The sequence below is a fragment of the Desulfobacterales bacterium genome (assembly GCA_021647905.1).
Taxonomy (GTDB): Bacteria; Desulfobacterota; Desulfobulbia; order Desulfobulbales; family BM004; genus JAKITW01.
Window position 1 is genome coordinate 1 of record JAKITW010000037.1, and the last position, 26935, is coordinate 26935.

The following is a 26935-nucleotide window of genomic DNA, read 5'->3' on the forward strand; positions in this document are numbered from 1 at the left end:
TTATGGATTCCGAATCGCCGCCGCGGCGAAGCGAGTTCCTGCTTGATAGCCTGTTTATGAACAGCCGGCCCTTTTCAATGGAGCGGCCGTTGGTAGAAGAAGACCCCTTTCCCGACAGGAGGGGGGTACTGAATGTTTACGCTGTTTGACCGCGTCAATCGGGTCAGCCTTTCCATTTCCCATGAGAAATCGTTATTTCAAAAACCTGCTGTTGTCACTTTGTTCGGTTCTGGTCTGCATGCTGGCATTCGAATCAGCCATCCGTTTGCTGGGCGACTATGACTTGGACGGCAATTTCATTATATTCGGACGGACTCTCAGGCCATACCAGATACCGGCCATGACCATGCAGCAGAAAGTGGCAGAATATCTAGCCGCCGGGCGTACCAGTATCAGGTACGACGCCCGCCTCGGATGGGCGCCGAGACCGGACAATATTTCATCGAACGGACTCTATGCATACAATTCTTATGGAATTCGAACAAGTACCATGGCGCCGGTCGAATACCCCATGTCTCCTGCGGAGAATCGATTGCGAGTCCTCATTATCGGAGATTCCTATTCGCGGGGTGATGAAATCCCCTTTGAAAACAGCTGGGGATATCTTCTTGAAAAAAAACTTCTGCATCTCGGAATAAATGCCGAAGTAATAAATATGGCTGTGGGCGCCTATGGCATGGACCAGGCATTTTTACGCTGGCAGGAGCATGGCCAGAGGTTATCACCCGATATTGTCCTGTTTGGCCTGCTGATGGAGAACGTGCAGAGAAACGTAAACCTGTTAAAACCCATCTATCAGCCCAACACCGGCCTACCCTTTTCCAAACCACGATTTATCATCGTCCATGACGGCCTGCAGTTGATAAACGTGCCCACGCTTCCACCGCTGCAATTATCCGCCATCCTTAAAAACCCGTCAAGCTGGAGCTTGATTCCCCACGAACACTTCCTCGGCCCGAAATATTCTCAAGACCCGTTCTGGCTAAACAGCAGACTGGCCGCCCTTATTCAGGAGGCCGTATCTCCAGTGGAATCCGACCCGTTTTTCTATGACCTGGACAATGAGTCGGCAATACTGACGTTGAGTCTGATACACAGATTCAAGCAGGAGATCGAGGCCGCAGGCAGCGACCTTCTTATCGTCCACATTCCGATTATTCTTGATCTCATCCGGCTCCGGCTTGCCCGGCAACCGGTCTACACCGATTTGATGAAAGAAATTGAAAAGGATACCGTGGTCATTCCAACCCAGGACGCGTTGTTGGAAAAGGCAGACCAATCATCTTTGTTTTCCCTCTATATGCCGGGAGGACATTATTCTGCCGAAGGGAATGAAGTGATTGCCGGAGAGGTTGCGGCATACATCGCCGCGTCCCGGCAACTGTGATGGGGAGGTAGCACAACGATTAAACCCCTGGTAAGCGTTCACCAGCACCCCATCTTCGCACGATCAGGCCGGCTCACATAGGCATACTATGGATTCGCCGGCCTGCTTGCACGAATCCGTGGCACTGGTCAACGCTTACAGGCCGGTGGTTTCCGTAAATTTGTAGCCCCTGGTGAACGGTTACTAAACCTGGCAATGGGGACTGTTTCTCGTCAGTCCCCATTGCCGCGGACTCCATAATATCGGACAACCAGGCCATAGACTATCAGGGCGACGATGGCGGCCAGGACCGGCTGCACCTTGCCCAACACGAAATATACTCCCCCCCAAGCCAGTCCCCCCACGAAGACTGGTTTCAGCGCCTTCAGTTTAATAAACGGCAGATGACGATGGAGTTGGCTGATAATGATAACGGTCATCACAAACCGGCAGGCCAGAAGATTGCCCGCCGCCCCGACGGCGCCCGCAACCGGAATAAGCAAGAGGCCCAGCAGCAGGCTGACGCCGGCCGGCACGAGATGGAAAAGCAGGAGCCGCCGCTCCTGCCTCATTGCCATGAAGGCATAAATGGCCATGTTGTTGACAAAAGAAAGCAGAGTTGCCGGGGCCAGGATTTTTAAAGGAAGCACGGCAGCCTGAAATGGCGAGCCGTACAACAAGGGCAGAAACCAGCCGCCGAGAGTACCCAGAAAAAAAACTACTCCCATCCCATAGATTATCAGCTGCCGGAAGTACTCACGCAACCTGCCGGCCAGTTGTTCCTTCCCCTGGTCGGCGGCGGCAACCAGACTGGGGAACAGGACAGCGCCGATAATAATTTGGGACACAAGCCCGGAAAAACCGCTGGTCAGATCATAGGCCGCCCCATAGAATGCAACCTCTGATAACGGCTGAAACTGCTTGAGCAGAAATATCTGGATATAATTGTAAAACGAGCCCAGGACGCTGACACCGGCAAAGAGCAAGATATGAGCGGCCTGCCCCGCGGGGAGCAGCCCCCCCCTGTTTGTCAGGGTGGGCGTTAATTTTAACCTGCGCGCTCCGACGACCGCCACCAGGAGTTTCAATCCGTTGCAGATCACCAGGAAAAAAACCAGCCTGGTCACTCCCAGTCCCAAGAGGAGGCAGGCTGCGCCATATAACGCCCCGACCAGGTTGGCCCCGGCCCGGAACCCCCCCTCCCTGACCTGACGGCCCTCGGCCCGGAATAGATTAAAAAAGGACTCGGCCAGGCCGTCCATGACCTGACCGACGGCAATCGCCAGAACCACCACGGATTGAGTGTTGTTCCATCCTTTGAGGAAGCCGAACAGGGCAAGACCGGCCAGGATCAGCCCGCCCAGGATTATCTTTATTCGAACGATCCGGGCAAGGACCTCACCTCTACCCTGCAGGGAGAAAGAAAACTCCCGCAGAGAATACTGGTCCAGCCCCAGGGCCAGGACCGACCGAATCATGGCGGCCACGCCAATGCCGAACATGAAAAGGCCGTAACCGGACTGATCCGTCCTGGCCAGCCAGAGAAGGAGCAGAGAAATAAAACCGTCCTGAATGCCTTTACTGGCAGACAAAGCCATTGCCCGGGCCAGGAAATTCTTAGTCCCCATCCGCTGGCTCCGGGATTATCAGGCCATGAAAAAACAGAACACTGAACAATGACATATTGTGGTCTTTCATTTGCAAACGGTTTTTTATCGCATCTTCAAGGTCGACAAAGTATGATGTTTGCCCAAAACATTAACAATCTACAGGCGTTACTTTATAACTTCAAGCTTTGACAACGGATTCTCAGGCAACGGCACACTTTCCCGCGGGTCCGGACCGGCGCCTGGAAATAATCATCGGAAGGGAAACCGGCTCGTGAGACCACCCAGGACCGCTTATATCCTTTTATGGTTTCCCAAGGCCTCCGAGACCTTCATCTTCAACGAGGTGAATACCTTACGGAAATTGGGACTGCCGGTAATGGTTTTCTGCCTCTATGGCACCAGGGCCGCGGGACTGTCACCGGAGATGGAGGCAGGTGCCGGAGATGTCGAAAGATTGGGCCTGCCGCTCCTGAAAAAAATCTTTGCGGATTTTCTCTATTGGTGGAAACGTGACCGCCGTTGTCTCGTTAAACTACTCTGGTCGGTGCCTGAAAAGCGCTGGCGCGGGCTGGAGAAGACCGCGGAAAACATGTGGGCCCTTCTCTGCTCCCTGCACCTGGCCCGCCGCTTTCAGGAAGAAAAAATCGAACATATCCACGCCCCCTGGGCCGGCGGCCCGGCCACCGCCGCCTGGCAGGCCTCCCTGTTAACGGGCATCCCCTTCAGCTTTACCGCCCATGCCCGGGACATCTATCCCACCGACGGGGTCTTAAGTGATAAAATCCACAACGCCACTTTTGTCAGGAACATCTCCCAACACAATATCGATTACATGAAGAAATTTGCCGGCAACGACATGGGCAAGATCCACCTGACCTACTACGGTGTCCCGCTTAAGGAAACCGGCCCGGCCCCGGTTGCCATGCAGGCTCCGCTGCAACTCCTGGCCCTGGGAAGATTCGTCGGCAAAAAGGGATTTGACCATCTCATCCGTTGCTGCCGGATTCTCCTGGATTCCGGCCTCGACTTTCAATTGACCCTGGCCGGTGACGGACCCCACCGAAAACGGCTAAAACAGCTGGCCCGCCGGCTGGGACTTGACAAACGCATCAGCTTTCCCGGTTTTATTCCCCACAACCGGGTCCCGGCCCTGTTGCGGACGGCTGATATTTTTCTGATGCCCAGCGTGGTCCATTCATCCGGCGACCGGGACGGTCTGCCCAACGTCCTGCTTGAGGCCATGCTGCACCGGGTCCCGGTTATATCAACCGATATTGTCGGGATTCCGGAACTCATTACCAATGGCGTCAACGGAGTACTGGTTCCGGAAAAGGACCCCGCGGCCCTGGCCCGGGCCGTCCGGCAGTTGGCAGGCTCCCGGCAGGCGGCCCTGGCCATGGCCGAACAGGGACGGAAGGTGGTGCTCAATAAATTCGACTCAGGCAGGAACTATCAAAAGGTCATGGACCTGATCATTGCAAACTCCGCCCCCGGGCCCGCCGAGGCCCTTTCCACCGGATAACGGCATGAACACCGGATCAAATCCCTGTCGCCTGGTGGTGCTTCTGCAAGACCTTGAATTCGGCGGCACCCAGCGCTATGCCCTGCACCTGCTCAAACACCTGGACCGCAACCTTTTCAGCCCTGAACTCTGGATCCTGCGGGGTGGCGACGACATGCTGCCCCTTGCCCGCGAAACCAACGTCAGGATCATCCATCTGTCCCGGTCCGCACGGGTGGGGCCTTTTGCCCTGGTGCATCTTTTCTGCCGTCTCCTGCTGACCCGGCCCCGGATTCTTTATACGCTTACCGTGGTGCCGAATATCTGGGGAAGAATTATGGGAACTCTCGTCCGAGTACCGGCCATTGTCTCCGGATACAGAAATCTTCTGCCCCGGCAGCACGAAAAATGGCTCTGGCGCTTAAGCAAACGGACTATCTGTAATGCCGAAATATTGCGGAAAATCATGACGCGCCGTTTTTCCGTGCCCCCGGACCGGATAGCTGTTATCCCCAACGCAGTGGACCCGGATATTTTTCATCCCGTCTCAGCGCCGGTGGATGCCCCCCCCACTGTCCTCTTTGTGGGCAGATTGGTTACGGACAAGGACCCTCTCAATCTTCTGGCCGGGTTCGATCTGGTCCAGAAGAAAATCCCCACAGCACGACTCCTCATCCTTGGCAACGGGCCCCTCAAAAAGAATCTTCAACGCGCAATCAGCTCCCGCGGGTTGTCCTCACGGGTAAAACTTATAGCCGGAACAGCCGATATCAGGCCGTTCCTAAAGCAGGCCACGGTATTTACCCTGCCGGCCGTCACTGGCGAGGGCTCACCCAATGTCATTATCGAGGCAATGGCCACCGGTCTGCCGGTTGTGGCCACACCTATCGGCGGCATTCCAGAACTGGTGGATGAGGGCCGGACCGGCCTGCTGGTGAAACCGAACGATCCCCAGGCACTGGCCGACGCCCTGAGCAGACTGCTTATGGACCAACACCTGCGGGTGGAAATGGGACGCAGAGCCAGGGAAAGAGTTCTTGCCCACCACTCGTTGAACAGCATGGTTCGACGGACGGAAGCGGTGTTCCTGGAGGCTGCCGGGATCAACTGAAAAAACAACGCACCGGCAACGGCGGTCCGGTTGCCCATTCATGCAAAAAATATAAGCGAGAAATTTTGTTATGTTGAACGGACAGAAAGTGGTTGTCGTCCTGCCGGCCTATAACGCCGCACTGACCCTTGAGAAAACCTTTCACGACATCCCCGGCGACATCGTTGACAACGTCCTGCTGGTTGACGATGCCAGCCAGGACGAAACGATTGAAGTTGCCCGGCGGTTAGGAATAAAATATACCAGGCACCCCCGTAACAAGGGATACGGCGCCAACCAGAAAACCTGCTATACCGACGCCTTGGGCCTGGGAGCGGATATCGTGGTCATGCTTCATCCCGACTATCAGTATTCCCCCCGGATAATCCCGGCCCTGGCAGGCCTCGTGGCCAGCGGTGAATATGACGTGGCCATCGGTTCCCGGATCCTGGGCGGCAGAACCAGACAGGGCGGCATGCCGCTCTATAAATATGTTGCCAACCGTTTTCTGACCCTGATCCAGAACCTGCTGCTCCGGGCCAAATTGTCCGAGTATCACACCGGGTTCCGGGCTTTTTCCCGGCAGGTCCTTGAAACCCTGCCCCTGCGGGAGAACTCCGACGATTTTGTCTTTGACAACGAGATGCTGGTCCAGGTTATTGCCTTTGGTTTTCAGATAGGCGAGGCCTCCTGCCCCACCCGATACTTTCCCGAGGCATCTTCAATCAATCTGTCCAGAAGCATAAAATACGGCCTCGGGGTCCTGCTCACCTCGGTCAAGTATGTCCTGCAAAAGTGGGGCTGGGTCCGATTTCCCATCTTCTCGCGCACCGGCAGGAAACTCAACCCCGGTTCGCCCGGATCCAGCGGCGGGAAAAATCCGCGGCCCTGATACCCACCGCCTCAAGGAAATATAAAAAATCAGCGGTGCGGCCGCAGCACGAGCCTTCCCTTAAGGCCCTCCTTCAAAACCAACTCCGGGTTCGGCAGAACAAACTCCACTTCATAGTATGAAGGCTGGTCCAATCTCATGCTCGTGGAGGTCCAGGATATACTGTTTATCCGGGCCTCGAACATCCGGCCCGGAATGGACTCCAGGGAAAATTCGGCCAGGTCGCCGGGGGAAAGCCGGGTTGACTCAATCTCATGGACCCGGGCCCGGATCAGCATCGGTTCCATTACTCCCACCTGCACCGCCGGGGTGCCGGATTTCAACTCCGCGCCGGCCCGGACCTCCGGATGTATTGAGATGATATGCCCGTCCATGGGTGAGAGCAGAACAGCCTCACCGGAAATATGGCCGTTGATTGATCTTCCCAGTTGTTCTTCAATAAGCTTTCTTTCCTTGTTTTTCAGCTGCCGCTCCCAATGCAGCTGCTTTTGCAGCAGTTTCCGCCTTTCCCGCAGGACCCGCAATTGCATTGCAGCATGCTCCCTGCTTCTGGCCGGTGCCAGCTCCTTTTGCGCCAGGAGCGCCAGTTCCCGCTCCCGGTCCCCGAGGTCGGCGATCTTTGTCTCCATCTCCAGCAACCTCACCTCCAGCTCAAGAAGTTTCAGATCGGAATAACGAAGGCTCAGTTTCCGGACCTCCCCGGGGTCGAGACGATAACGGACCAGGACATCCCCTTTCTTTACTTGCTGCCCCGGGCGGACCTGGAGCGAAAGAACAACCCCGTGAAAAGGCAGGACCACCTGTCGTTTGAGCGAGCAAAAGACCTTACCGGTTAATATGATCTCAGAGGCCCGCGACGCGGTGGTGCCATCCACGCTCACTTCCCCGGCCCGGAGGCAAACCGGGAGCAGGATGGCCCCCAGGACGGCCACAACCGAAACAAACCGCCCCGCACCTTTCAACATATTGATATTATACATCAGATCACTCCTCAAGGCCGGCAACGTTTACATGACTGTTAAATAGATCTCCGCAGAGAAACCTGATCTTTAATGCCGCCAGGTCATAATCCAGCTGCTTGCCAAGATGTTTTCCCCGGGCTTCGATATATGCTGTTTTTGCATCAAGATCGTCCGGCAGGGCCAGTTCGCCGGCCCCATAGCGCAGCCCGCTCTGCTCCGCCCTGAGCCTGGCCAGTTCCTCGGCCGCTGCCGCCTGTTTCAAATCCACGGCCGCGTTTTGCAACTCTTGCCGGGCCGCCTGCCATTGGCGGGTCAGTTCCTGCTCCCTGCGGGCCATGGCAACTCCATATTGCCGCGAAATCAATTTCTGGCGTGATATATTGCGGCGCCGCTTCAACCCGTCCCACAGGGGAAAGCTGATCCCGACCAACAGATGAAAATCATCGTCCGTGCCTGAACTCAATATATCCGGCTTTCTAACCCCAAAGGACAGCTTGGGCACATATTCGGCATAGGCCAGGGTGATATTCCACTCCTGCAGTTGTTTCTGCAACTCCTGAATGCGGAGTTCAAAGGAGTGGGCCTGAAACTGTTCAATGGTTGCCGAGTCCGGCCCATAATCACCCAGGACCTGGCTTGCGGAGTGACTGACCGCGGGCTTGAACGGCGCAGTCTCCGTCATTCCCAGGAAAGAACGCAGATTTTTTAAGAGCAGGTCCGCGGAAAGCGCAATCCGATCACGCTCGATCCGGATCAGATCCACTTGCCGGGCGATTATCCGGAGTTCCAGTTTGGAAACAGCCCCGGCCGAAAATCGATTTTGGCCGAACATCTGCTTTTGCCGGGCCAGTGCCAATCGTTCATCCAGGAGAAGGCGCTGTTGTTCAAGATTGTCCAGCTCCAGGAACATCCGGGCCAGGTCATGGATGCCGGCGTCAATGGACTGCAGATGACGTAAAGAAGCCACCCTGGTCAACAGTCTCCTGATTTTGAGGGAGAAATGAGCTTCCAAGGGATTGTAGGGATCGGTGACCAGGGCGAGCGAGGTGCCCTCGGTCAGATAATGGCTTACCCGGAGCGATACAGTGGGAACAAAAGAATAGCGGCTGTCGGTTTCATCCAGCCGGCGGATATCGATTTCCAGCCCGGTATGATCGAGATCCGGTGACTGCTTCAAGGCAAGCTGAACAGCGGCATCAAAACCCATGCGCTCCGCACCGGCGGCTGCTCCTGTTTCCGGACCTGATTCTTCAGCCCGGGCCGGCCGGACTCCCGGCAGATTACAGGCGGCAAACAAAACCAGTAATAGAAAAACAACGCCGGCCCGTTTCCCCTTTTCTTGTATGCTATTCATTGTTCATCCGCCCAAAGCGTACTTTCGGGTTCGTGGTTATTGGTAACAGGGATAATTTTGAGTTTTGAATGTTGAATGTTGAATTCAGCACTCATCGCTCGTTACCCGTTGCTCTTTCCCATTGCTCAACCACCTCAGTCCTCTGTCCTCAGTCCTCAGTCCTCTGTCCTCAGTCCTCTGTCCTCTGTCCTCTGTCCTCTGTCCTCAGTCCTCCGTCCTCAGTCCTCAGTCCTCAGTCCTCTGTCCTCAGTCCTCAGTCCTCAGTCCTCTGTCCTCTGTCCTCTGTCAGTTAGCGGCCAGGGCCTCCACCGGCTTCAACCTCCTGACCTTAAAGGCCGGATAAAGGGCGGCGAAAAAGGTGATCACCATGACCACCAGCGGACCGGCCAGCAGCGAAAGCAGGGAAAGCCGGGGGTACAGCCGCCCCTCTATCCCGTATTCGGCCAGGATCTCCGAGGAACCGGAAAAATCCAGTCCATGCACCTGGAAATACCAGGTGAACAGACCGCCGCCGATGATCCCGGCCGCGATTCCGACCATGGTCAGGCCCAGGGATTCCAGGAGCAGCAACCGGGTCAGCCGGCCCGGGGTGATCCCCAGGGCCATGAGCACCCCGAACTCCCGGGTCCGTTCAAAGATGGCCATTAAAAAAGTGTTGAGAATGCTGAAGGCCACCACCAGCACCAGGAGCAGGTAGAAAATGAAACCGCTGACCAGGTCCAGTTGAATGGCCTGGAGCAGGCCGGGCATGAGTTCCTGCCAATCCAGGACCCTGAGGGTTTTCCCGGCACCGGCCCGGGCCAGGCCGGCGGCCACGGCCTGCTTGGCCGGGGCCACCTCGTCAAGGCTGTTGCAGATTGCCACCACCTTGTGTACCGCCCCATCCATGGCAAAGATATCCTGGAAAGCGGCAAGGGGGATATAGAGGGCACTGCGGTCGAATTCCGCTATCCCGGACTTGAAAATCCCCCTTACCGTGACCACCGCGGCGGCCACCGAGCCGTCCCGGCCCTGGCCGAGCAGGGTGAGTTCATCGCCCGGGGCCACCCGCAGGTTGCGGGCCAGAAGGATCCCGACCAGGGCGGAGTCGCGGTCGCTGTTGTTGAGAAAGCGACCGCTCCGGACCAGTTTCTTCAACCTGGACACCCGGGGCTCGGACCGCGGATCGATACCGGTCACCCGTATCCCGTAGGTCCGTTGGGCGGATGAGACCAGGGCGAACCCGGAGGCCCGGGAGGTATAGGCCCGAATGGCCGGCACGCTATCGAGAACCGCGTCCACCACGGCCGGATCAGCCACCACCAGACGCATGGACTTCTTTTGCCGGTACGCGGCGGCCTGGACCTGGAGATGGCCGGTATCAATGGTGACCGCGGAATTGATCATCGCCTGGTAGCTGCCCAGCTGGAAGGAGAGCATGAAGATCAGCACCAGGGAGGCAAAACCAATGGCCGCCACGGTGAGCAGGGTCCGCCGGGGGTTGCGCCAGATGTTGCGCCAGGCCATTTTCAGATCAGGAAACACCGCCGGTCACCTCCGGGGACTTCTCAGCCGGGACAGGGTAAAAAAACGGCCGGCCAGGCTGGGTACAAATTCGAGTTCACGGTAGATCAACTCGGTATACTCGTCTTCCGCGTCCCGGGCCTGCATCCGCCAGACCCGGGGCAGGAGCCGGCCGCCCAGGTTGACGATTTCCGAGGTGGTCATCACCTTGACCGGCTCCAGGTCCTCGTCAAAAAAAATCTGGCTGAGCAGGATGAAATCCTCGCGGATCTTCAGCTCCTGCTGTCCCCAGATCACCGGGGCCCCGGGCCTGGGCAGCGAGCGGATCAGGTAGACCTTTTTGCCTCCCTGGTTCTCAATCGCGACAATGGTATGGGTATAGTCGTTAATCAGGGTGTCGGAACGGGCCAGGTCGTTGTTGGAAAAATCAGAGCCCATCCAGGACTGGGACATCATTGACGGCGGCAGTTTGATCACCCGGTTCACCTTGGGATTGTAGATCCACATCTGCCGCCCCTTTTTCAGGGTGCCGTTGCCCCGGTCCCGGGCCGGCTCGGTGATAAAGAAAAGACTCTCGTCCAGGCCCCGGGTCCAGGCCTTGACAGTGAATCTCCGGTCCCAGCCGGGCCGGTGGATATGCACCTCCACCAGGGAGATCGAGGACTTGCCCCGGATAAGGTCATAGCTCCCCCTGATCAGGACCCGGGCGTCCCGGATCTCCTTTTGGACCTCCTGGGAAGATACGGAATGGACATTAAGGAACAGCACCAGTCCGGCAAGCAATAGAGAAAATATGCGAACAATCCGTTTTCCGGTCATAACGGAATCCCATGATCTCCCGTAGGCGGCCTCCCAGGACTCCTGTTTCAGGGAAAGCCGGGTGGTTCGGAAGCAAACAACTCCTCGTTAATCCACATAAACCAGGGTCCAAGGACAATGCAAGGGAAAAGCTGAAAAAAAACAGAAGACCCGCCTATGCATGAAGCTACGGTGGGCAAGCAGAGGATAGAGGACAGAAGACGGAAGACAGAGGACGGAAGACGGAAGAAAAAATTAGAGGAAAGGGAGTTAGCTCCAGCAGAGACCTCCGGTCACTCCTGGAGCTGCATTTTGACGATATTCATGGCGTGGCGGAGATTTTCCAGGGCCGCGATGACCATGGGCCGCTGGCTGGAGTCGATCTCGTTCAACAGCTTGAGGTGGAGGTCAAAGATGAAGGCCTCCATCTCGTTCACCTTTTTCAACCCCTCGGGGGTAAGGCCGACCAGCTTGACCCGGGCATCGTTGGGATCGGGGCTCCGGTGGACAAAGCCCTTTCTCTCCAGCCCGTCGAGGATCACCGTGGCCCTGCTCTTGGCCACCTCGAGCAGACCGGCGATCTCCTGGCCGGTAAGGTAGCGGTGGCCGGAAAACACCAGCAGACACTTGACCTCGGCCGGCGGCAGGTCGAAACGCCGGGCCTCCATTATGACCTTGTCCTGGCAACAGGAATGCAGGTCGGAGATCAACTCCTGCAGCTGGTTCGTCTGGTACTCGACAAGCTGCAGGCCCGACAGGTTATGACCATCACTCATAGTTTTTCCAAGAACTTCTGTTTTTCCCGGCCCGGGCCCTGATCATCCGCCGCCCTTGCGGCCCGGTCCGGCCACAATCTTTCACGCGCCCCGGGCCCGGACTTCTCGGCCGGGGTTACAACGCCGGAAGAATCCGCCGGGATTCTGCGCCTGGTGAACGCTACCTGATTAATAGGTTCCCCTGCCGCTGTCAAGAAGAAAGGAAAAGTTAGGCATTCGCCGGAAGCAACCAAGTGCCGGCGGTCACTCGGTCTCGATCCGCTGCCGGAACCGGCGCAGCAGATCGTCCTTGATCGCGTCCATGTCCAGGAGATAAATCTCCCGGGGAAAGAACAGCCCGGCCACGCCGGTGTCGAACAGCCGCCGGACCTCGTACTCGTTATGGGACACGTCCCGCTGGTAGATATAGTTCAGATAACTGCGGTTGGTGTGGATGATGAACTCCACCCGCATCCCGCCCATCCGGGCGAAAAACTTGAGCATCGGCGTCCGCGGGGCGCTGCCGACACTGCCGCCCCGCCGGGATTCGCCGGTCAGGGTATCGGAGACATCCTCCAGGGTGAGAAAGGAGCCGGCCCGGATGGCGCTCTCGGTCAGGTGTTCTTGAAAGATCCGCACATCACCGACCCGGTCCAGCACCCCCATCAGGCCCAACTCGTCATCCACGGCCACGGCCGGGTTCTCCTCGCCCTTGCGCAGCAGTTTCAACACCTTGGCCTCGGGCGGTTTTTTCCGTACCGTAACGTAGATCGGAATCTTGCGACCATGGGCGTGGAAACGCCGCCGCTTGATCAGGGTCAGTTTACGGCCGGGCTCAGGGGGAAATTCACCCCCCCGGCTCCAGGGAACCACCGTCACCCCGGTACAGGAAAAATCTTCCGGATCATGGCGGCTGACCAGAAAGGCCGGCTCCAGCTCACCGATCCTGGCCTCCTTGCTCCAGACATGGGCGTTCAGAAAATCGAGGAACCGGGCGAACTTCTGCTCGATATCCATCTCCCGCTCCCGCTGCTCAATGGCGGCGGCCAGGTTCATCAACACCAGCTTGCGCTTGGCCTCGAAACGCGCCTTCAGATGATAGCGGTCGTTAAAAAGAATGAGCAGCAGTTTCACCGGGTCACTGATCGCGTCGATCTCGTTGGTCAACTCGATATAGGGGGCATAGGGGCTAAGCACCGTATTCCGCAGATAGCGGATCACCCCGTCCGCGGTCCGCGAATAACCGTTAATCGCGGAAATGCGCTCCCGCTCGTTGCCGTTGATCCCGAACATGCTGCCGAGCAGCCCATATGCCCGGCGGCTGGTCTCCCGGCGGCCGGGCTCATCATCAAGGAGCCGGCGAATCTGGCCATAGGAGTCGACATTGAGAAACTCGAAAATCAGGTTGCGGACAATCCGGTAACGGGTGGCCAGCCCGGTTTCCGCCAGCATCCGGGCCCGGCGCCGGCCGGCCGGCGAGAAGGTCCTGGTGTCCAGGGCCTTCTCGGTGATGGCGAACGGTCCGTTCTGTTCCAGAAGACGGAAGATGGTATCCTTACTGGTCGATGTGTACATCAGCTGATCCCTTACAGGCTGAAGCCGGCCGCCGGAGCCCGATTCCCGGACCGGCCGGTGCGACGGCTGTTCTTGACACATCCTACCCAGTTTTTGAATAAAAGGGCAAACTCCTTGTCCAGGACCGCGGCCAGGGCCCGGGCCCGGGCCAGAATCATTGCCGGATCAATGTTTTTTTTCTCGCTGAGCGCGGCCAGCCATTTGCCGTCCCGCGCAAGCCAGGTGGCCACATCCTCGGGAGCGGCCGCATGGTTGTCAAACTGAACCCCGACAATATGGGGCCGGCCGACCACGGAAAAGGACTCCACCTGGCAGTCACCCGAGGTGGCCAGTACCGCAAGGTAATGGGGCAGCGGTTCCAGCACTGCCTGGCCATGCCATTTAAACAGGCTCAGTTCCCGGGGCAGACCGGCAAAAAAAGGATGCTCCCGCCCGGCATGGGTAAGAAACCCGGTGATAAAACCGACGCTGGGGGCAAAATTGAAGCCGACCCGCGCCCCCAGGACATGGGCCAGCAACTGGTGGCCGAGACAGAAACCGAGGCAGGGCAGGTCCCGGGAGACGGCCTCTTTAATGAAAACCTTTTCATCGGCCAGGAAAGGGTACTGTTTCTCCTGGTCCACATTGGGGCTGCCGCCGAGGATGATCAGACCCTGATAGTCCTGCAGGTCGGGAAACGGGTCCTGCCAGGCCCGGAAAATGGCGAGCCGTAAGCGATGACGGCCGGCCGCGGCCAGGAGCAGCTTTCCCGGTCCTTCCCAGGGGGTATGTTGCATAACTAGAAGCGTGGTTGCCATGGCTGCTGCACCTTGATCTCTTGTAACTGATCACGAGATGTGTAACCCCGCGGTATCATTACCCCCAAATCTGTATGCGATCTCTTCCCACGTATTCGTCCACATTGGCGAGAAAGTGAAAAAAAGAGGCCAGCCGACCGGGGGAGGGGGAAAAGGTCGGCCGGCCCCATGTAGATGTCAGAGGTTAACCTTAAAAAGCGAAACTCAACGACACCCCGCCGTAGACAAAGCAGGCATCAGCCGACGGGTTGGTCGCCTTGAGCAGGTCAGAGGCATCACTGCTCAACGGAAAGGTGTAGTTCACCTCCGGGGTGATGGTGACGTAGTTGTTGACCGGCACGGAGATCGAGGCCGAAACCATGCCGTCATGCAAGGCGCTGTAGGCGGCAGTGGGATCGTTGGGATCGGCCAGGGTGGTCGCGTCATCCGCGCCCAGATAGCTGACATGACCGCCGAGGTCCAGGGTGTAGGCGTCGCCCAGCGGCAGCGAATGGGACACCCCGAGGCTGACATACCAGCCCGGGTACTGATCGCTGTCGCGGTACACGGTCAGGGTCGGGGCCAGGATGGTGTCCAGTCCCGCGCTCAGATAGAATTCCTGGGAATCCAGAACAGGGGCTTCCAAGCCATAGTAGATATAGCCGGCCGAGAAGCCGACCCCGGCCATGGTCCAGTCATAGGACAAGGTCAGGTCGGTTTCATTGAAATTTTTGCCAATACCGGCCTGGCTGGTATCAAGATTGCCCCACAGGTTGGCGGCAAAGCCCTTATACCCCACGGTGATCGAGGGCTGGATCACCATACTGTCCTTGCTGAGTTCATAGCCGCGCCATAGATACTGACTGTAAACAGCCACGCTCGCCTCGGCTGTAGGTTTCTCCTCTTCGGCCTGGACACCATTGACGCCGATCGCGCCATAAATTCCCAGTGCCAGGATTCCGGTCATCAACACATTTCCTGCTTTAACTCTCATCTTCTTTCTCCTTGGTGCGTTATGGTTGACCTTTTTTACAGCCAACCAGTTGCTTGGATTAATGATGCTCCAGGGCCGGCCGGAATCAACAGCCGGAGCCCGGCCGGCCCGGAAGCAGAATGGTTACCTGGTGTCTGTCCAGAAATGAGCAATTTCGTTCAAAATCAAGGATCGCGAAAAAAAATAAGCGCAGGCATATATGTGATATTCCGAGCATTATTTTTTGAGCATGACGCCGAGATTGGGCGAAAGGGCCATTTCTGGACGGGCACTTACCTACTTGGTTACCTGGAAGTCGTTATAGGCATGGGCACCATGCTCGCCGATATCAAGGCCGATCATCTCTTCCTCCTCACTGACCCGCAGGCCGATGACAAGATCGATCAGCTTGAACAGAATAAAGGCCACGCCAAAGGACCAGATAAAGGCGGCCGCGATCCCGGTCAACTGGACCCCGATGATCTTGGTGGTAACCCCGCCGATGTTGAACAGGCCGGCAGCCAGGGTTCCCCAGGCGCCGCAGACACCGTGGACAGAGACCGCGCCCACCGGGTCGTCGATCTTGATCCGGTCGAAAAAGACCACCGACAACACCACCAGGACACCGGCAATCGCGCCGATGACCACCGAACTGGCCGGGGTGACGTTGGCGCAGCCGGCGGTGATCGCGACCAGACCGGCCAGGGCGCCGTTCAAGCTCATGCCCACGTCAGGCTTCTTGAACATCACCCAGGAGGCGAACATGGCCAGCACCGCACCGGCGGCCGCCGCCAGGTTGGTGTTGACAAAGATCATCGCAATATCGGTGATACCGGCGGTGGTCGAACCCGGATTGAACCCGAACCAGCCCAGCCAGAGGATGAACACCCCCAGGGCGGCCAGGGGAATGTTGTGACCGGGAATCGGCCGGACCTTGCCTTCCTTGGTGTATTTACCCAGCCGCGGCCCGAGGACCACGGCCCCGGCCAGGGCGGCCCAGCCGCCGATGGAATGAACCACGGTGGAACCGGCGAAATCGATAAAGCCCAGACCCTCAAGCCAGCCGTTGCCGTGAAACAGGCTGCCCCAGGCCCAGCTGCCGAACACCGGGTAGATAAAGGCGCAGAGTACGGCGCTGTAGATAAGGTAACCGACGAACTTGGTCCGTTCGGCCATGGCCCCGGAAACAATGGTGGCGGCGGTGGCCGCGAACACGCACTGGAACATCCAGAAGGCCAGGACCCAGGGGTCGCCGCCCACGCTGAAATCGCTTAAGAAAAAACCATTGGTGCCGAACCAGCCGGTGGAGGTGGTACCGAACATGACCCCGAAACCGATGGCCCAGAAGAAGAGCGAGCCCATGGAAAAGTCCATCAGGTTCTTCATCATGATATTGATCGCGTTCTTGGCCCGGGTGAAACCGGCCTCCACCATGGCGAAACCGGCCTGCATGAAAAAGACCAGGGCCGCGGCCACCAGGGTCCATACATAATCGAGATTGGTCTGGACAGCGGCAATGGCATCGGCATTGGTGATAATGGTGGGCGCCTCGTCCGCCCCCCAGGTTACCGCCGGAATGGCCAGCAGCAGCGCTGCCGTGCATAACACTTTTTTCATTGGTACATCCTCCCTGTAAAGAAACTTACAAATCTGTAACGCTTATCTAGTGTCTGCCCAGAAATGAGCAATTTCGTTCAAGATCAAGGATCGCGAAAAAAATAACCGGAGTCATATAAATGATATTACGAGGATTATTTTTTGAGCATGACGCCGAGATTGGGCGAAAGGGCCATTTCTGGATGGGCACTATCTAGATGGCGTCATTATCCTTTTCACCGGTCCTGATCCGGCAGACTGATTCCACCGGCAGGACAAAGATCTTGCCATCGCCGATCTTGCCGGTCTTGACCGAGTCGATGATCGTTGCGACCACCTTTTCCACCTGGTCCCCGGGCACCACGATCTCCACCTTGACCTTGGGGATGAAATCGATCACATATTCAGCGCCCCGGTAGATTTCAGTATGCCCCTTCTGCCGGCCGAAGCCCTTGGCCTCGGTCACGGTCATACCCTGCACCCCGATGTCCGAGAGCCCTGCCTTCAGCTCATCCAGCTTGAATGGTTTGATGATGGCTTCAATTTTCTTCATTGCTCCAACCTCCTTTCTTGGTAAGCCCCTGAAGCATCGGGGGAGTTGCCCGGCCGGCCCGGCATCGCATCAACTTCATTGCATGCCGGAGAACCGGAGGCATTCGTTATGTTCCGAAACAACGAAACAGTCGCTGTACGCAGTATGTGAAGGCATATCCAAGAAGCGTGCCAAACAGAAATTTTTCACAAAACAGTAACCGCAACCATTCGATATAATACAACTTAATCATACACAAATAATTCCCCGCCACCAATCCCCGCCAAACCATAATAACATTATTGTAATTTATGCCTCCGGGCGGAGCACAATAAATTACAATAATGTACCGCTGGCCTCGGTTTAACCAAAACCATTACCCGCAACTAAAAACTATCGATTCATGTAATATCGCCGGTAAGGTTTCGGTAAACCGCGTACGTTTGACGTTGGACCGGGAAAGGGGTTTTCTTATACCGAACGGTGTAGCGGACCCTGAGCCGCGGCCGTGACGGCAAAAGCGGAATTTGAAACAACTTCGGCATGATATGCTTATGGGTTCCGAATCGCCGTTGCGGCGAAGCGAGTTCCTGCTTGATAGCCTGTTTATGAACAGCCGGCCCTTCTCAATGGAGCGGCCGTTGGTAGAAGAAGACCCCTTTCCCGACAGGAGGAGGGTTACTGAATGTTTACATCGCCGCAATGGCGCAAGGCGCGGAACAACCGGATATCACGCCACAAACAGTTGATTCAGCCCAGATGAACTTGAAGCGGAAGGACCTTTCCCAGGGACGCCAATCCCGGCCGCCGCCTCTCCCCGGCAACACAAGGGAAAGGGAAGCAGCGAACCAGAATATGTTACAAAAACGAAAGCATCTTGCCCGGGCCGCCACCAAGGGGCAGGGCAATCTGTTTACAAATATGTAATACGAGCAGACTAATATCACGTGGTTGTACAACTTCCCCCAGGACAGCACCATGGGCCAAAGAGAAATAATTTATACAAAACAATTTGTTATATGATTTTACAGCTCTTCGGCACGGATATTGCCGTGGGTGAAAGGCAACTGACAAAAAATTATCTGGATTGCACGGAGGAAACTTCATGGACACTGGCGACACCGCATTTATGCTTGTAGCCTCGGCCCTGGTCATGCTGATGACCCCGGGCCTGGCCCTTTTCTACGGCGGCCTGGTCCGCTCGAAAAACGTACTGGCCACCATCATGAACAGCTTTATCTGCCTGGGGCTTATTTCGCTTGTCTGGGTTTTTTACGGCTATTCCCTGGCCTTTGGCCCGGACGTGGGCGGCTTCATCGGCAACCTTGACTGGGCCGGCCTGAGCGGAGTCGGGCTTGAACCGGGACCCTATGCCGATTCCATCCCCCACCTGCTTTTTGTCGCCTTTCAGATGATGTTCGCCGTCATCACCCCGGCGCTGATCAGCGGGGCCTTTGCCGAGCGGATGAAATTTTCCGCCTTTCTCGCCTTTACCCTGCTCTGGTCCACCCTGGTCTACCTGCCGGTGTGTCACTGGGTATGGGGCGGCGGCTGGCTCGGCAGCCACGGGGCCCTGGATTTTGCCGGCGGAACCGTCATCCACATCAACTCCGGCGCCGCAGCCCTGGTCGCCGCCATATATATTGGTAAGAGAAAGGGCTGGGGCAAGGAGTCGATGCACCCCCACAACCTGCCGATGACCATCCTGGGCGCCGGCATCCTCTGGTTCGGCTGGTTCGGCTTCAACGCCGGCAGCGCCCTGGCAGCCAATCAAACAGCCACCCTGGCCTTTTTCACCACCCAGGTCGCAACCGGCGCGGCCGCCCTTTCCTGGGTGGTTGCCGAATGGCTGATCCAGAAAAAACCCACCACCCTGGGAGCGGCCTCCGGCGCCGTGGCCGGGCTGGTAGCGATCACTCCCGGGGCCGGCTTTGTCGGTCCGATGTCCGCAATCATCATCGGCCTGGCTGCCGGCGTAATCTGCTACCTGGCCGTGCTCGCCAAATCCAGGCTCGGCTATGACGACGCCCTGGACGTGGTTGCGGTACACGGAATCGGCGGGCTGTGGGGCGCCCTGGCCACCGGGCTGTTCGCCTCAATCGGCGCCACCGGACTCTTCTTCGGCAACCCGGGCCAGCTCTGGATTCAGGCCTACGGCGCCCTGGCGACCATTGCCTATTCCATGATCGTTACATACATTATCCTCAAGGTCGTTGACATGATCTTCGGTGTCCGGGTTGATACAGAGGCCGAGGTCCAGGGGCTCGACCTGTCCGAGCACAACGAAACCGGCTATACCTCTTAAGCCAAGGTAGGCGACCATGAAAAAAATCGAAGCGATTATCAAGCCGTTCAAAACGGATGCTGTCATCTGATGTCCAGGGAACTGCGGGCCCGGCGTGAAGCCCTTGAATCCTTATGGCAACAGGGCATGAGCGGCCGAGCCCTGCTCAAACAACATAGCGCCCTGCTGGACGAGTTCATCGTCGAGAGCTTTACCCGGTGCAGGGAGGCCGGGTCCGGCCTGGCCCTGGTGGCCACCGGCGGCTACGGCCGGCAGGAGCTTTTTCCCTTTTCCGACGTTGATCTCATGCTCCTCTATGAGCCGGCCATGAAGGACCGCCTCAACCCGGTCATCGAGACGGTCATCTACCCTCTCTGGGATGCCGGCCTGGAGGTCGGTCACAGTGTCCGCACCGTGGAGCAGTGCATTATCGACGCCCAGGAGGATTTCTTTTTCCAGGTCTCGCTGGTGGATAATCGTTTCCTGGCCGGCAACGGCCGGCTCTTTGACCACTTCCGGGACAGCTTCGGCCAGGAGTTTATCGAGGGCCACCGCAAACCGTTCCTGGACAAGATGCTCGACTTCCGGCGGAAGCGCCATCACAGCTTCGGCACCCAGTCCTTTTTACTGGAACCGCAGATCAAGGAAAACCGGGGCGGTTTCCGGGACATCCAGGCCATGCTCTGGACCGCCCGGGTCATCTTCGGCCTGGCCGACCTTGCGGCCATGCAAGAGGCCGGCCTGCTCCTGGAACGGGAGCGGGAACAGTTTGAACAGGCCTGGGACTTTCTCGTCCGGGTCAGAAACCGCCTCCACTATCTGGGGTCCCGCAAAAACGACCAGCTGTTCTTCGAGCACCAGGAAAAAATTGCCAAGGCCCTGGACTACAAAAACACCGGCGGACTCCTGGACGTGGAATGTTTCATGCGCGATCTCTACCAGCACATGCGGACCGTGGCGGTGAACAGCGAGCTGTTCTTCGAGCATGTACGCGAGGTGCTGGGACCGCCGCCGGACCGGGCCGGACAACGGGCGCTGGAGCCGGGGATCGAACTTCGCCAGGAGCGGCTCCACCTCGTTGACCCCAAGCTGCTGCGCAAGAAACCGGTCCTGCTGCTGCGGATCTTCGCCCTGGCGGCCAGGAACCGGACCCCGATCCATCACCGGACCAAGAAACTTATCCGGGAATCCCTGGCCCTGGTGGACGATCGATTGCGCCGTTCCAAAAGGGCGGCCAAATCTTTTTTTGATCTGCTCGTCCGGGACAGCGGCTCCCAGGCCCTGGACGCGCTGCTGGAAACCGGGCTGCTCAGCGCCTATATCCCTGAATTCGCCGCAGTGGAATCCCTGGCCCAGCATGACGTCTACCATGTATATACCGTGGACAGCCACCTGCTCCAGACCGTGGCTGAGCTTCACCGGCTCAGCGGGAAAGAGGCCAGGATCCTTGCCACCCTCTCCGCCCCGCATCTCCTGTTTCTGGCCGGGCTGCTTCACGATATCGGCAAGGGGCGCGGCGGCAGCCACGAGGAAAAGGGGGCCGAACTTGTGGCCGGGATCGGCGCCCGCCTGGGTCTGAGCCCGGAACAGCGCGACACCCTTGCCTTCCTGGTCCGCAACCACCTGTTCCTGACCATGACCGCCATGCGCCGCGACCTTGAGGACGAGGCGTTTATCCTGCGCTGCGCCGACAGGATCCGCGACCCGCAGCGGCTGGCCATGCTCTATCTCCTGTCTGTTGCCGATGCCCGGGCCACCGGCCCCAGCGTGTGGAACGAATGGAAGGGGGCCCTGCTCCTGGAACTGTACCTGAAAATCGCCCTGATCCTGGACCGGGCCGAGATGGCCCTGCCCGACCGCCGCAAGGGCGCGAAGTGGATGCGCCGCCAGATCAGGAAACTCCGTCCCCCGCCCCTGGAGCTTGATATTGAGGAGCTGCCCGACGATTATCTGCTCAGCTTTGCCCCGGAAAACGTGGTTGACCATATCAGGCGGCGCCAGGACCTGAACTATACAAAACTGGCCTTCCAGGCCGTTGAGGAAGCAGACCACTGGTCCCTGCTGCTGCTTGCCCGGGACCGGCCCGGGCTCCTGGCCAAGATCTGCGGCGTCCTCGCCCTGCACAACATCAACGTGCACAGGGCCCAGATCTTCACCTGGCCGGACGGCACGGTGGTCGATACCCTGGAGGTGGCTCCGGCCATTAACAGCAGCTTTGCCGAACAGGATTGGCGGAAACTCGAACATGACCTGCGGGCCGCCATTACCAACCGTCTGGGCCTCACCCACCGCCTCCATCGCAAACTGCAGCCGATCCGGCGGCCCGCCCCCCAGGCCGGCAACGACCGGGCCAAGGTCCTGCTCGACAACGAAACCGCTGACACCCACACCATCATCGAGGTATTTTCCCGGGACCGGCCCGGCCTGCTCTACGAGGTCACCCGGACCCTGGCCGACTTTGAAATCAACATCTTCCAGGCCAAGATCGCCCAGGAGGCGGAACAGGTAGTGGATGTCTTTTATGTCCGGGACAATTACGGTGACAAAATCCTGGACCCGGTTCTCAAGGAAGAGATCCGGGCCAGCCTGATGTTCGTTGTCACCAGGGGTCGATAATTTTTCACAATTTTGAAAAAAATATAACCGTCAGTTACATTAATGTAGTAAAACAATGCGGACCAGCAGGACCCGGACAGGAGTAAACAGGCGTAACAACAACATGTTGACAACCACCTGGCAGACGTGGCACTGTTTTTGCTTAAAATTGCATGCCGGTTAAAGGCCAATGGGATTCTTCAGGACCATGACTTGAACCCGTGAACGCATGACCCGCACCCTGTTTTGCAGGCGAGGCGCGGTTATATGAAAATCCGCAACGGTTCACCGGGGCGCGGCCAATCCGGTTAATCCTCTGAACCGTGAAATTTCGCGTGCGCAAGCAGCGGCAAGGGGCTTTAATATCAGATCACCAACAGGAAACGATTACCCTTACTATCCAAAAGCGAATTAAGGAGATCAGAACATGACCAGAGATGAAATACTGAAAATTATTAACAAGGAAAACGTCCATTTCTTCCGGCTGCAGTTCGTTGACATCAACGGCCACATGAAGAACGTCGCCGTTCCCCACAGCCAGATCGAAAAGGCCCTGGACGGCAAGATAATGTTCGACGGTTCCTCCATTGACGGCTTTGCCCGGATCGAGGAATCGGACATGTACCTGGTGCCCGACTACGACACCTTCGTGGTCCTGCCCTGGCGGAACAAGGAAGGCGTGGCCGCGGCCCGGATCATCTGCGACATACACAAGGCCGACTGCACCGCGTTCGAGGGCTGCCCCCGGGTCAACCTGAAGCGGGTCCTGGCCGAGGCCAGGGAGATGGGCTACACCATGAACGTGGGCACTGAGTGCGAGTTCTTCCTGTTCAACAAGGACGACCAGGGCAACCCCACCACCGAGACCAACGACACTGCCGGTTATTTCAGCGTTGACCCCGATGACAACGGCATCGAGTGCCGCCGCGAGATCATCGAGACCCTGGAAAAGATGGGCTACGAGATCGAGGCCTCCCACCATGAAGTGGCCGAGGGCCAGCACGAGATCAACTTTAAATACGCCGACGCCCTGACCGCGGCCGACAACACCGTCACCTTCAAGTACGTGGTCAAGACCATTGCCAAGAATTACGGCCTGCACGCCACCTTTATGCCGAAACCGGTCTTTGGAATCAACGGCTCGGGCATGCATACCAACCAGTCGCTGTTCAACCTGGACGGCTCCAATGCCTTTCTTGACGAAAAGGGCGCGCTGCAGCTGAGCGAGGTAGCCTACCAGTACATTGCCGGAATCATAAAAAACGCCCGGGGTTTTGCCGCGGTAACCAATCCGTTGATCAACTCCTACAAACGGCTGGTGCCCGGCTACGAGGCCCCGGTCTACGTGGCCTGGTCCGCCGCCAACCGGAGCGCCCTGGTCCGGGTCCCGGCGGCCCGCGGCATGGGCACCCGGATCGAAGTCCGCTGCCCGGATCCCACCTGCAACCCCTACCTGGCCTTTGCCATGATGCTGAACTCCGGCCTGGACGGGGTGAAAAACAAACTGAGCCCGCCACCCTCCACCGACCTCAACATCTACCACATGAGCCCGGCGCAGAAAAAACGGGCCAAGATCGCCAACATGCCCGCCTCCCTGCAGGAGGCCCTGGTCGATCTGAAGAAAAGCTCCATTGCCAAGGCGACCATGGGATCGCACATCTTTGAGAAGTTCGTGATCGGCAAAGAGGCCGAGTGGGACAGCTACCGGATCGCGGTCACCGACTGGGAGATGGCTGAGTATCTGAAGATCTATTAGTTTGTGCCCATCCAGAAATGGCCCTTTCGCCCAATCTCGGCGTCATGCTCAAAAAATAATCCTCGTAATATCATTTAGATGACTCCGGTTATTTTTTTCGCGATCCTTGATCTTGAACGAAATTGCTCATTTCTGGACGGACACTAGTTTCCGCCTTGTCGCCAACACCAGCAAAAACGGCTGCCTCCCCGGGGAGGCAGCCGTTTTTTTGTTCCTGTCGATGTGACTGCGGAACAGACACTACTTGTTGAGCTTGAATTTTCTGGGATCGATCTTGTAACGGTGAATCTTGTAGTTGATGATCCGCAGGCTGGTATCCAGCAACTGGGCGGCCCGGGTCTGGTTGCCGTTGGTCTGTTTGAGCGCCTCGACGATCAACTCCCGTTCAAAGTTGGCCACGCTGGCGGCAAAAGAGAGGGGCCTGTCCGAGTCCACACTCTCCGAGGTCTGCAGGGAGGGCGGCAGGTGATAACTCATGATCGAGTCATGATCACAGATGAGCACGGCCCGTTCCATGCAGTTCTCGAGTTCGCGAACATTGCCCGGCCAGTGATACTGTAGAAGCATATCAATGGCCGGCGTGGAGATCCGGGGGATATGCTTTTTATTCTCAGTGGTATATTTTTCCAGAAAATACTCGGCCAGCAGCAGGATATCGGTGCGCCGTTCCCTGAGCGGCGGCAGGTAGACCGGAAAAACATTGAGCCGGTAGTAGAGATCCTCGCGAAAATGCTTCTCCGCCACTGCTGTTTCCAGGTCCTTGTTGGTGGCGGCCACCAGCCGCACATCGCATTTGATCGAGGTGCTGCTCCCCAGCCGCTGGAAGATCCGGTCCTGGACCACGTGCAGCAGCTTGGCCTGGACCGGCTGGCTCAACTCGCCGATCTCGTCGAGAAACAGGGTCCCGCCCTCGGCGATTTCAAAACGGCCCTTCTTGGCGACATGGGCCCCGGTAAAGGCCCCTTTCTCGTGGCCGAACAGCTCGCTCTCCAGCAGGGTTTCGGGCAGGGCCGAACAGTTGACCACCACAAAGGGCTTCTTGGCCCGCTTGCTGTTGTGGTGCAGGGACCTGGCCACCAGGGTCTTACCAGTGCCGGACTCGCCACGGAGCAGCACGGTGGCGTTGGAGTCCGCCACCCGGTGGATCATCTCAAAGACCTCCTGCATCCGGCTGCTGTTGCCGATGATGTTGGCGATCCGGTACTTCTCGGACAGGGCCCGCCGCAACTCGATGTTCTCGTCCCGGAGCCGGGCCTTGCTCTCGTTAACCAGCTGGATCCGGTGGGCGGTCTGGGCGAGCAGCCCGCTTATGATGGTCAGAAAGAGCAGGTCCTCTTCATAGTTCAGGTCTTCCCGGTAGGCCCGGTCGATGCTCAGGGCGCCGAAGGTCTGCAGATCGTGCTTGATCGGCACGCAGAGAAAGGAGTTCTTCTGCTTATGGGTCTCGCTCCGGGCCCCGGTCCGGTCAAGGAAGTTGGTCTCCGCGCCGATGTGGGGGATGACAATGGGTTCGCCGGAGGCCACCACCCGGCCGGTGATTCCCTCGCCGACCTTGTATTTGCCGCGGCTCCGGGCCTCGGTACTCAGGCCGTGCGCCACCTCGATCTCCAACTGACCGGTGGTTGGATTGACAATGGTCACCGTGCCGTTCACCATCTCCTTTTTTTTGGACAGAATGGCCATGATCTCCTCAAGGCAATCACGCAGGTCCATGGTTGATGCCAGCACCCTGGTGATCTCATACAGACAGGTGAGATCGACAAGTTCCTTATTTATGGTTTCCTCTGCGCCCATGGACGGTAATTTGCCTCAATATACGAAGTTAAATACTGATGAACCCGTAACAACCCGAAATGCTTCAAATGCCACCCAGTGAAACCAACAACTTACAACGTGACACACGTCCGTCTCGCGGGTTGTTGCGAGACCGACAAATACTGAATCCCCTTGGATTTCCACAATCACCGGCCTATAATTATCCGCTGAACCGGCTCGCGTCAATAGCATTATCGTCGATCAGCCCGCAAAGACAAAGATATTGACCCCTGCCGGGAAAATGAATACACTTTTGGCCGTAGAAAATGAATCAGTAAGCCCATCACGACTCCTCACGAGCGTTTTGTCGAACAACATAAAATTACACGGTGTGATCAATGGCAGACAGGACCCTGACCGTAACCACCTCCAGCAAGATGGAGTTCGTGGATATCACCGATGCGCTTGCCCGGGAACTGGCCGGCGCCGACATCAACCATGGCGCCGTGCTGGTCTACAACCCCCACACCACCGCCGGCCTGACCATCAACGAGGGGGCCGACCCGGCGGTGCAGAGTGATCTCATCGGGGTCCTGGACCAGCTCGTTCCCAGAAACTATCCCTACCGACACCTGGAAGGCAACTCGCCCGCCCACCTGATGGCCTCGCTGATCGGCAGTTCGGTGACCGTTATCGTTGAAAGTGGCCGGCCCAGGCTCGGCACCTGGCAGCGGATCTTTTTCTGTGAGTTCGACGGACCCCGCTCCCGCAAGGTCTGGTGGCGCCCCCTCTAAGGCCTACTGGCCCGGAATCACTTATGGACAATAAAAAAGCACACCCCATTGCCCTTGACCGGAATCCGGCCGGAGCAGCCGACGAAATCTGTTTCGGCCTGGACCGGGCCACGGACGAGCGTTCGCTGGCCGCGCTCCTCGCCGCCTTTGCCGACCCGGAGCTGCAGGCAACCCTGGCCCCCCGCTTGACTGATGCGGAGATCAACGACCTGGTGGACCATCTTTTCCGCCTGCTCCGCCACCACCTGAGCCATCGCGAGTACCATTGTTTTTTTTAATCATCAAAGGATGATGAACTCGTAACAACCCGAAAGGCTTCAAATGCCACCCAATAAAATCAACAAGTTACAAGACGAATCACGTCCGTCGAGCGGGTTGTTGCGAGACCGACAAGGATGATGCTTTCGTAAAAACTAAAATATTTACGTAAGGTTTCGGTAAACCCCGTACGTTTGAGGTTGGACCGGG

Annotated in this window: 22 protein-coding genes; 10 read left to right on the forward strand and 12 right to left on the reverse strand. The window is 57.6% G+C overall.

Features of this window, described 5'->3' with window-relative positions; genetic code table 11:
- Nucleotides 1–238: 238 nt before the first annotated feature.
- A complete protein-coding gene (locus L3J03_07005) occupies nucleotides 239–1387 on the forward strand; it encodes an SGNH/GDSL hydrolase family protein (protein ID MCF6290724.1) in 1149 nt (382 codons plus the stop codon).
- Nucleotides 1388–1599: 212 nt separating this feature from the next.
- Here the strand turns inward: L3J03_07005 and L3J03_07010 are convergent, their stop codons facing one another.
- The gene (locus L3J03_07010) at nucleotides 1600–2994 is read right to left on the reverse strand and encodes a polysaccharide biosynthesis C-terminal domain-containing protein (protein ID MCF6290725.1); all 1395 of its coding nucleotides are present in this window, start codon (nucleotides 2992–2994) and stop codon (nucleotides 1600–1602) included.
- A gap of 253 nt (nucleotides 2995–3247) precedes the next feature.
- On the opposite strand from L3J03_07010, the gene L3J03_07015 reads away from it, so the two are divergent.
- From L3J03_07015 to L3J03_07025, 3 genes are all read left to right on the forward strand, one after another.
- Nucleotides 3248–4498, forward strand: coding sequence for a glycosyltransferase family 4 protein (locus L3J03_07015; GenBank protein ID MCF6290726.1), 1251 nt, complete (start codon nucleotides 3248–3250; stop codon nucleotides 4496–4498).
- Nucleotides 4499–4502: 4 nt separating this feature from the next.
- Nucleotides 4503–5588, forward strand: a complete 1086-nt coding sequence (locus tag L3J03_07020; GenBank protein MCF6290727.1) for a glycosyltransferase — start codon at nucleotides 4503–4505, stop codon at nucleotides 5586–5588.
- A gap of 70 nt (nucleotides 5589–5658) precedes the next feature.
- Entirely contained in the window at nucleotides 5659–6459 is an 801-nt protein-coding gene (locus L3J03_07025) for a glycosyltransferase family 2 protein (protein ID MCF6290728.1), read from the forward strand.
- Between the two features lie 29 nt (nucleotides 6460–6488).
- Here the strand turns inward: L3J03_07025 and L3J03_07030 are convergent, their stop codons facing one another.
- The 10 genes from L3J03_07030 to L3J03_07075 form a co-directional block, all read right to left on the reverse strand.
- Nucleotides 6489–7439: an HlyD family efflux transporter periplasmic adaptor subunit gene (locus tag L3J03_07030; GenBank protein MCF6290729.1), complete on the reverse strand. Its 951-nt coding sequence runs from the start codon at nucleotides 7437–7439 to the stop codon at nucleotides 6489–6491.
- 4 nt (nucleotides 7440–7443) lie between these two features.
- Entirely contained in the window at nucleotides 7444–8775 is a 1332-nt protein-coding gene (locus L3J03_07035; protein MCF6290730.1) for a TolC family protein, read from the reverse strand.
- 285 nt (nucleotides 8776–9060) lie between these two features.
- A complete protein-coding gene (locus L3J03_07040) occupies nucleotides 9061–10299 on the reverse strand; it encodes an ABC transporter permease (GenBank protein ID MCF6290731.1) in 1239 nt (412 codons plus the stop codon).
- Nucleotides 10300–10305: 6 nt separating this feature from the next.
- Nucleotides 10306–11097 (reverse strand): outer membrane lipoprotein-sorting protein, encoded by a 792-nt coding sequence (locus L3J03_07045; GenBank protein ID MCF6290732.1) that lies wholly within the window; start codon nucleotides 11095–11097, stop codon nucleotides 10306–10308.
- 272 nt (nucleotides 11098–11369) lie between these two features.
- Complete coding sequence (locus L3J03_07050; protein ID MCF6290733.1) at nucleotides 11370–11852, reverse strand: MarR family transcriptional regulator; 483 nt, start codon at nucleotides 11850–11852, stop codon at nucleotides 11370–11372.
- A gap of 243 nt (nucleotides 11853–12095) precedes the next feature.
- Complete coding sequence (locus tag L3J03_07055; GenBank protein MCF6290734.1) at nucleotides 12096–13406, reverse strand: hypothetical protein; 1311 nt, start codon at nucleotides 13404–13406, stop codon at nucleotides 12096–12098.
- Between the two features lie 11 nt (nucleotides 13407–13417).
- Nucleotides 13418–14203 carry a type 1 glutamine amidotransferase gene (locus tag L3J03_07060; GenBank protein ID MCF6290735.1) on the reverse strand — a complete coding sequence of 262 codons (786 nt, stop codon included), beginning with the start codon at nucleotides 14201–14203 and terminating at the stop codon, nucleotides 13418–13420.
- Between the two features lie 190 nt (nucleotides 14204–14393).
- The gene (locus L3J03_07065; GenBank protein MCF6290736.1) at nucleotides 14394–15176 is read right to left on the reverse strand and encodes a hypothetical protein; all 783 of its coding nucleotides are present in this window, start codon (nucleotides 15174–15176) and stop codon (nucleotides 14394–14396) included.
- A gap of 276 nt (nucleotides 15177–15452) precedes the next feature.
- A complete protein-coding gene (locus L3J03_07070; GenBank protein MCF6290737.1) occupies nucleotides 15453–16772 on the reverse strand; it encodes an ammonium transporter in 1320 nt (439 codons plus the stop codon).
- 193 nt (nucleotides 16773–16965) lie between these two features.
- Complete coding sequence (locus L3J03_07075; GenBank protein ID MCF6290738.1) at nucleotides 16966–17304, reverse strand: P-II family nitrogen regulator; 339 nt, start codon at nucleotides 17302–17304, stop codon at nucleotides 16966–16968.
- A 533-nt stretch (nucleotides 17305–17837) separates the two neighbouring features.
- Here L3J03_07075 and L3J03_07080 point away from each other — a divergent pair.
- From L3J03_07080 to glnA, 4 genes are all read left to right on the forward strand, one after another.
- Nucleotides 17838–18032, forward strand: a complete 195-nt coding sequence (locus L3J03_07080) for a hypothetical protein (GenBank protein MCF6290739.1) — start codon at nucleotides 17838–17840, stop codon at nucleotides 18030–18032.
- A 356-nt stretch (nucleotides 18033–18388) separates the two neighbouring features.
- The gene (locus L3J03_07085; protein ID MCF6290740.1) at nucleotides 18389–19588 is read left to right on the forward strand and encodes an ammonium transporter; all 1200 of its coding nucleotides are present in this window, start codon (nucleotides 18389–18391) and stop codon (nucleotides 19586–19588) included.
- A gap of 69 nt (nucleotides 19589–19657) precedes the next feature.
- Nucleotides 19658–22183 (forward strand): [protein-PII] uridylyltransferase, encoded by a 2526-nt coding sequence (glnD, locus tag L3J03_07090; protein MCF6290741.1) that lies wholly within the window; start codon nucleotides 19658–19660, stop codon nucleotides 22181–22183.
- A gap of 406 nt (nucleotides 22184–22589) precedes the next feature.
- Nucleotides 22590–23918 carry a type I glutamate--ammonia ligase gene (glnA, locus tag L3J03_07095; protein MCF6290742.1) on the forward strand — a complete coding sequence of 443 codons (1329 nt, stop codon included), beginning with the start codon at nucleotides 22590–22592 and terminating at the stop codon, nucleotides 23916–23918.
- Between the two features lie 240 nt (nucleotides 23919–24158).
- On the opposite strand, the gene L3J03_07100 is transcribed toward glnA, so the two are convergent.
- A complete protein-coding gene (locus L3J03_07100; GenBank protein MCF6290743.1) occupies nucleotides 24159–25712 on the reverse strand; it encodes a sigma 54-interacting transcriptional regulator in 1554 nt (517 codons plus the stop codon).
- A gap of 359 nt (nucleotides 25713–26071) precedes the next feature.
- On the opposite strand from L3J03_07100, the gene L3J03_07105 reads away from it, so the two are divergent.
- Complete coding sequence (locus L3J03_07105) at nucleotides 26072–26467, forward strand: secondary thiamine-phosphate synthase enzyme YjbQ (GenBank protein MCF6290744.1); 396 nt, start codon at nucleotides 26072–26074, stop codon at nucleotides 26465–26467.
- A 23-nt stretch (nucleotides 26468–26490) separates the two neighbouring features.
- Nucleotides 26491–26745, forward strand: a complete 255-nt coding sequence (locus L3J03_07110; GenBank protein MCF6290745.1) for a hypothetical protein — start codon at nucleotides 26491–26493, stop codon at nucleotides 26743–26745.
- Nucleotides 26746–26935: the final 190 nt, after the last annotated feature.

Excerpts from the sequence above, each read along its gene's own strand:
- L3J03_07020 (MCF6290727.1), top strand. The coding sequence starts at position 4,503 with ATGAACACCGGATCAAATCCCTGTCGCCTGGTGGTGCTTCTGCAAGAC.
- L3J03_07030 (MCF6290729.1), bottom strand. The coding sequence starts at position 7,439 with ATGTATAATATCAATATGTTGAAAGGTGCGGGGCGGTTTGTTTCGGTT.
- L3J03_07010 (MCF6290725.1), bottom strand. The coding sequence starts at position 2,994 with ATGGGGACTAAGAATTTCCTGGCCCGGGCAATGGCTTTGTCTGCCAGT.
- L3J03_07005 (MCF6290724.1), top strand. The coding sequence starts at position 239 with ATGCTGGCATTCGAATCAGCCATCCGTTTGCTGGGCGACTATGACTTG.
- L3J03_07070 (MCF6290737.1), bottom strand. The coding sequence starts at position 16,772 with ATGAAAAAAGTGTTATGCACGGCAGCGCTGCTGCTGGCCATTCCGGCG.
- L3J03_07100 (MCF6290743.1), bottom strand. The coding sequence starts at position 25,712 with ATGGGCGCAGAGGAAACCATAAATAAGGAACTTGTCGATCTCACCTGT.
- L3J03_07105 (MCF6290744.1), top strand. The coding sequence starts at position 26,072 with ATGGCAGACAGGACCCTGACCGTAACCACCTCCAGCAAGATGGAGTTC.
- L3J03_07025 (MCF6290728.1), top strand. The coding sequence starts at position 5,659 with ATGTTGAACGGACAGAAAGTGGTTGTCGTCCTGCCGGCCTATAACGCC.
- L3J03_07060 (MCF6290735.1), bottom strand. The coding sequence starts at position 14,203 with ATGGCAACCACGCTTCTAGTTATGCAACATACCCCCTGGGAAGGACCG.
- L3J03_07075 (MCF6290738.1), bottom strand. The coding sequence starts at position 17,304 with ATGAAGAAAATTGAAGCCATCATCAAACCATTCAAGCTGGATGAGCTG.
- L3J03_07055 (MCF6290734.1), bottom strand. The coding sequence starts at position 13,406 with ATGTACACATCGACCAGTAAGGATACCATCTTCCGTCTTCTGGAACAG.
- glnD (MCF6290741.1), top strand. The coding sequence starts at position 19,658 with ATGTCCAGGGAACTGCGGGCCCGGCGTGAAGCCCTTGAATCCTTATGG.
- L3J03_07065 (MCF6290736.1), bottom strand. The coding sequence starts at position 15,176 with ATGAGAGTTAAAGCAGGAAATGTGTTGATGACCGGAATCCTGGCACTG.
- glnA (MCF6290742.1), top strand. The coding sequence starts at position 22,590 with ATGACCAGAGATGAAATACTGAAAATTATTAACAAGGAAAACGTCCAT.
- L3J03_07035 (MCF6290730.1), bottom strand. The coding sequence starts at position 8,775 with ATGAATAGCATACAAGAAAAGGGGAAACGGGCCGGCGTTGTTTTTCTA.
- L3J03_07110 (MCF6290745.1), top strand. The coding sequence starts at position 26,491 with ATGGACAATAAAAAAGCACACCCCATTGCCCTTGACCGGAATCCGGCC.
- L3J03_07085 (MCF6290740.1), top strand. The coding sequence starts at position 18,389 with ATGGACACTGGCGACACCGCATTTATGCTTGTAGCCTCGGCCCTGGTC.
- L3J03_07050 (MCF6290733.1), bottom strand. The coding sequence starts at position 11,852 with ATGAGTGATGGTCATAACCTGTCGGGCCTGCAGCTTGTCGAGTACCAG.
- L3J03_07080 (MCF6290739.1), top strand. The coding sequence starts at position 17,838 with ATGGGTTCCGAATCGCCGTTGCGGCGAAGCGAGTTCCTGCTTGATAGC.
- L3J03_07045 (MCF6290732.1), bottom strand. The coding sequence starts at position 11,097 with ATGACCGGAAAACGGATTGTTCGCATATTTTCTCTATTGCTTGCCGGA.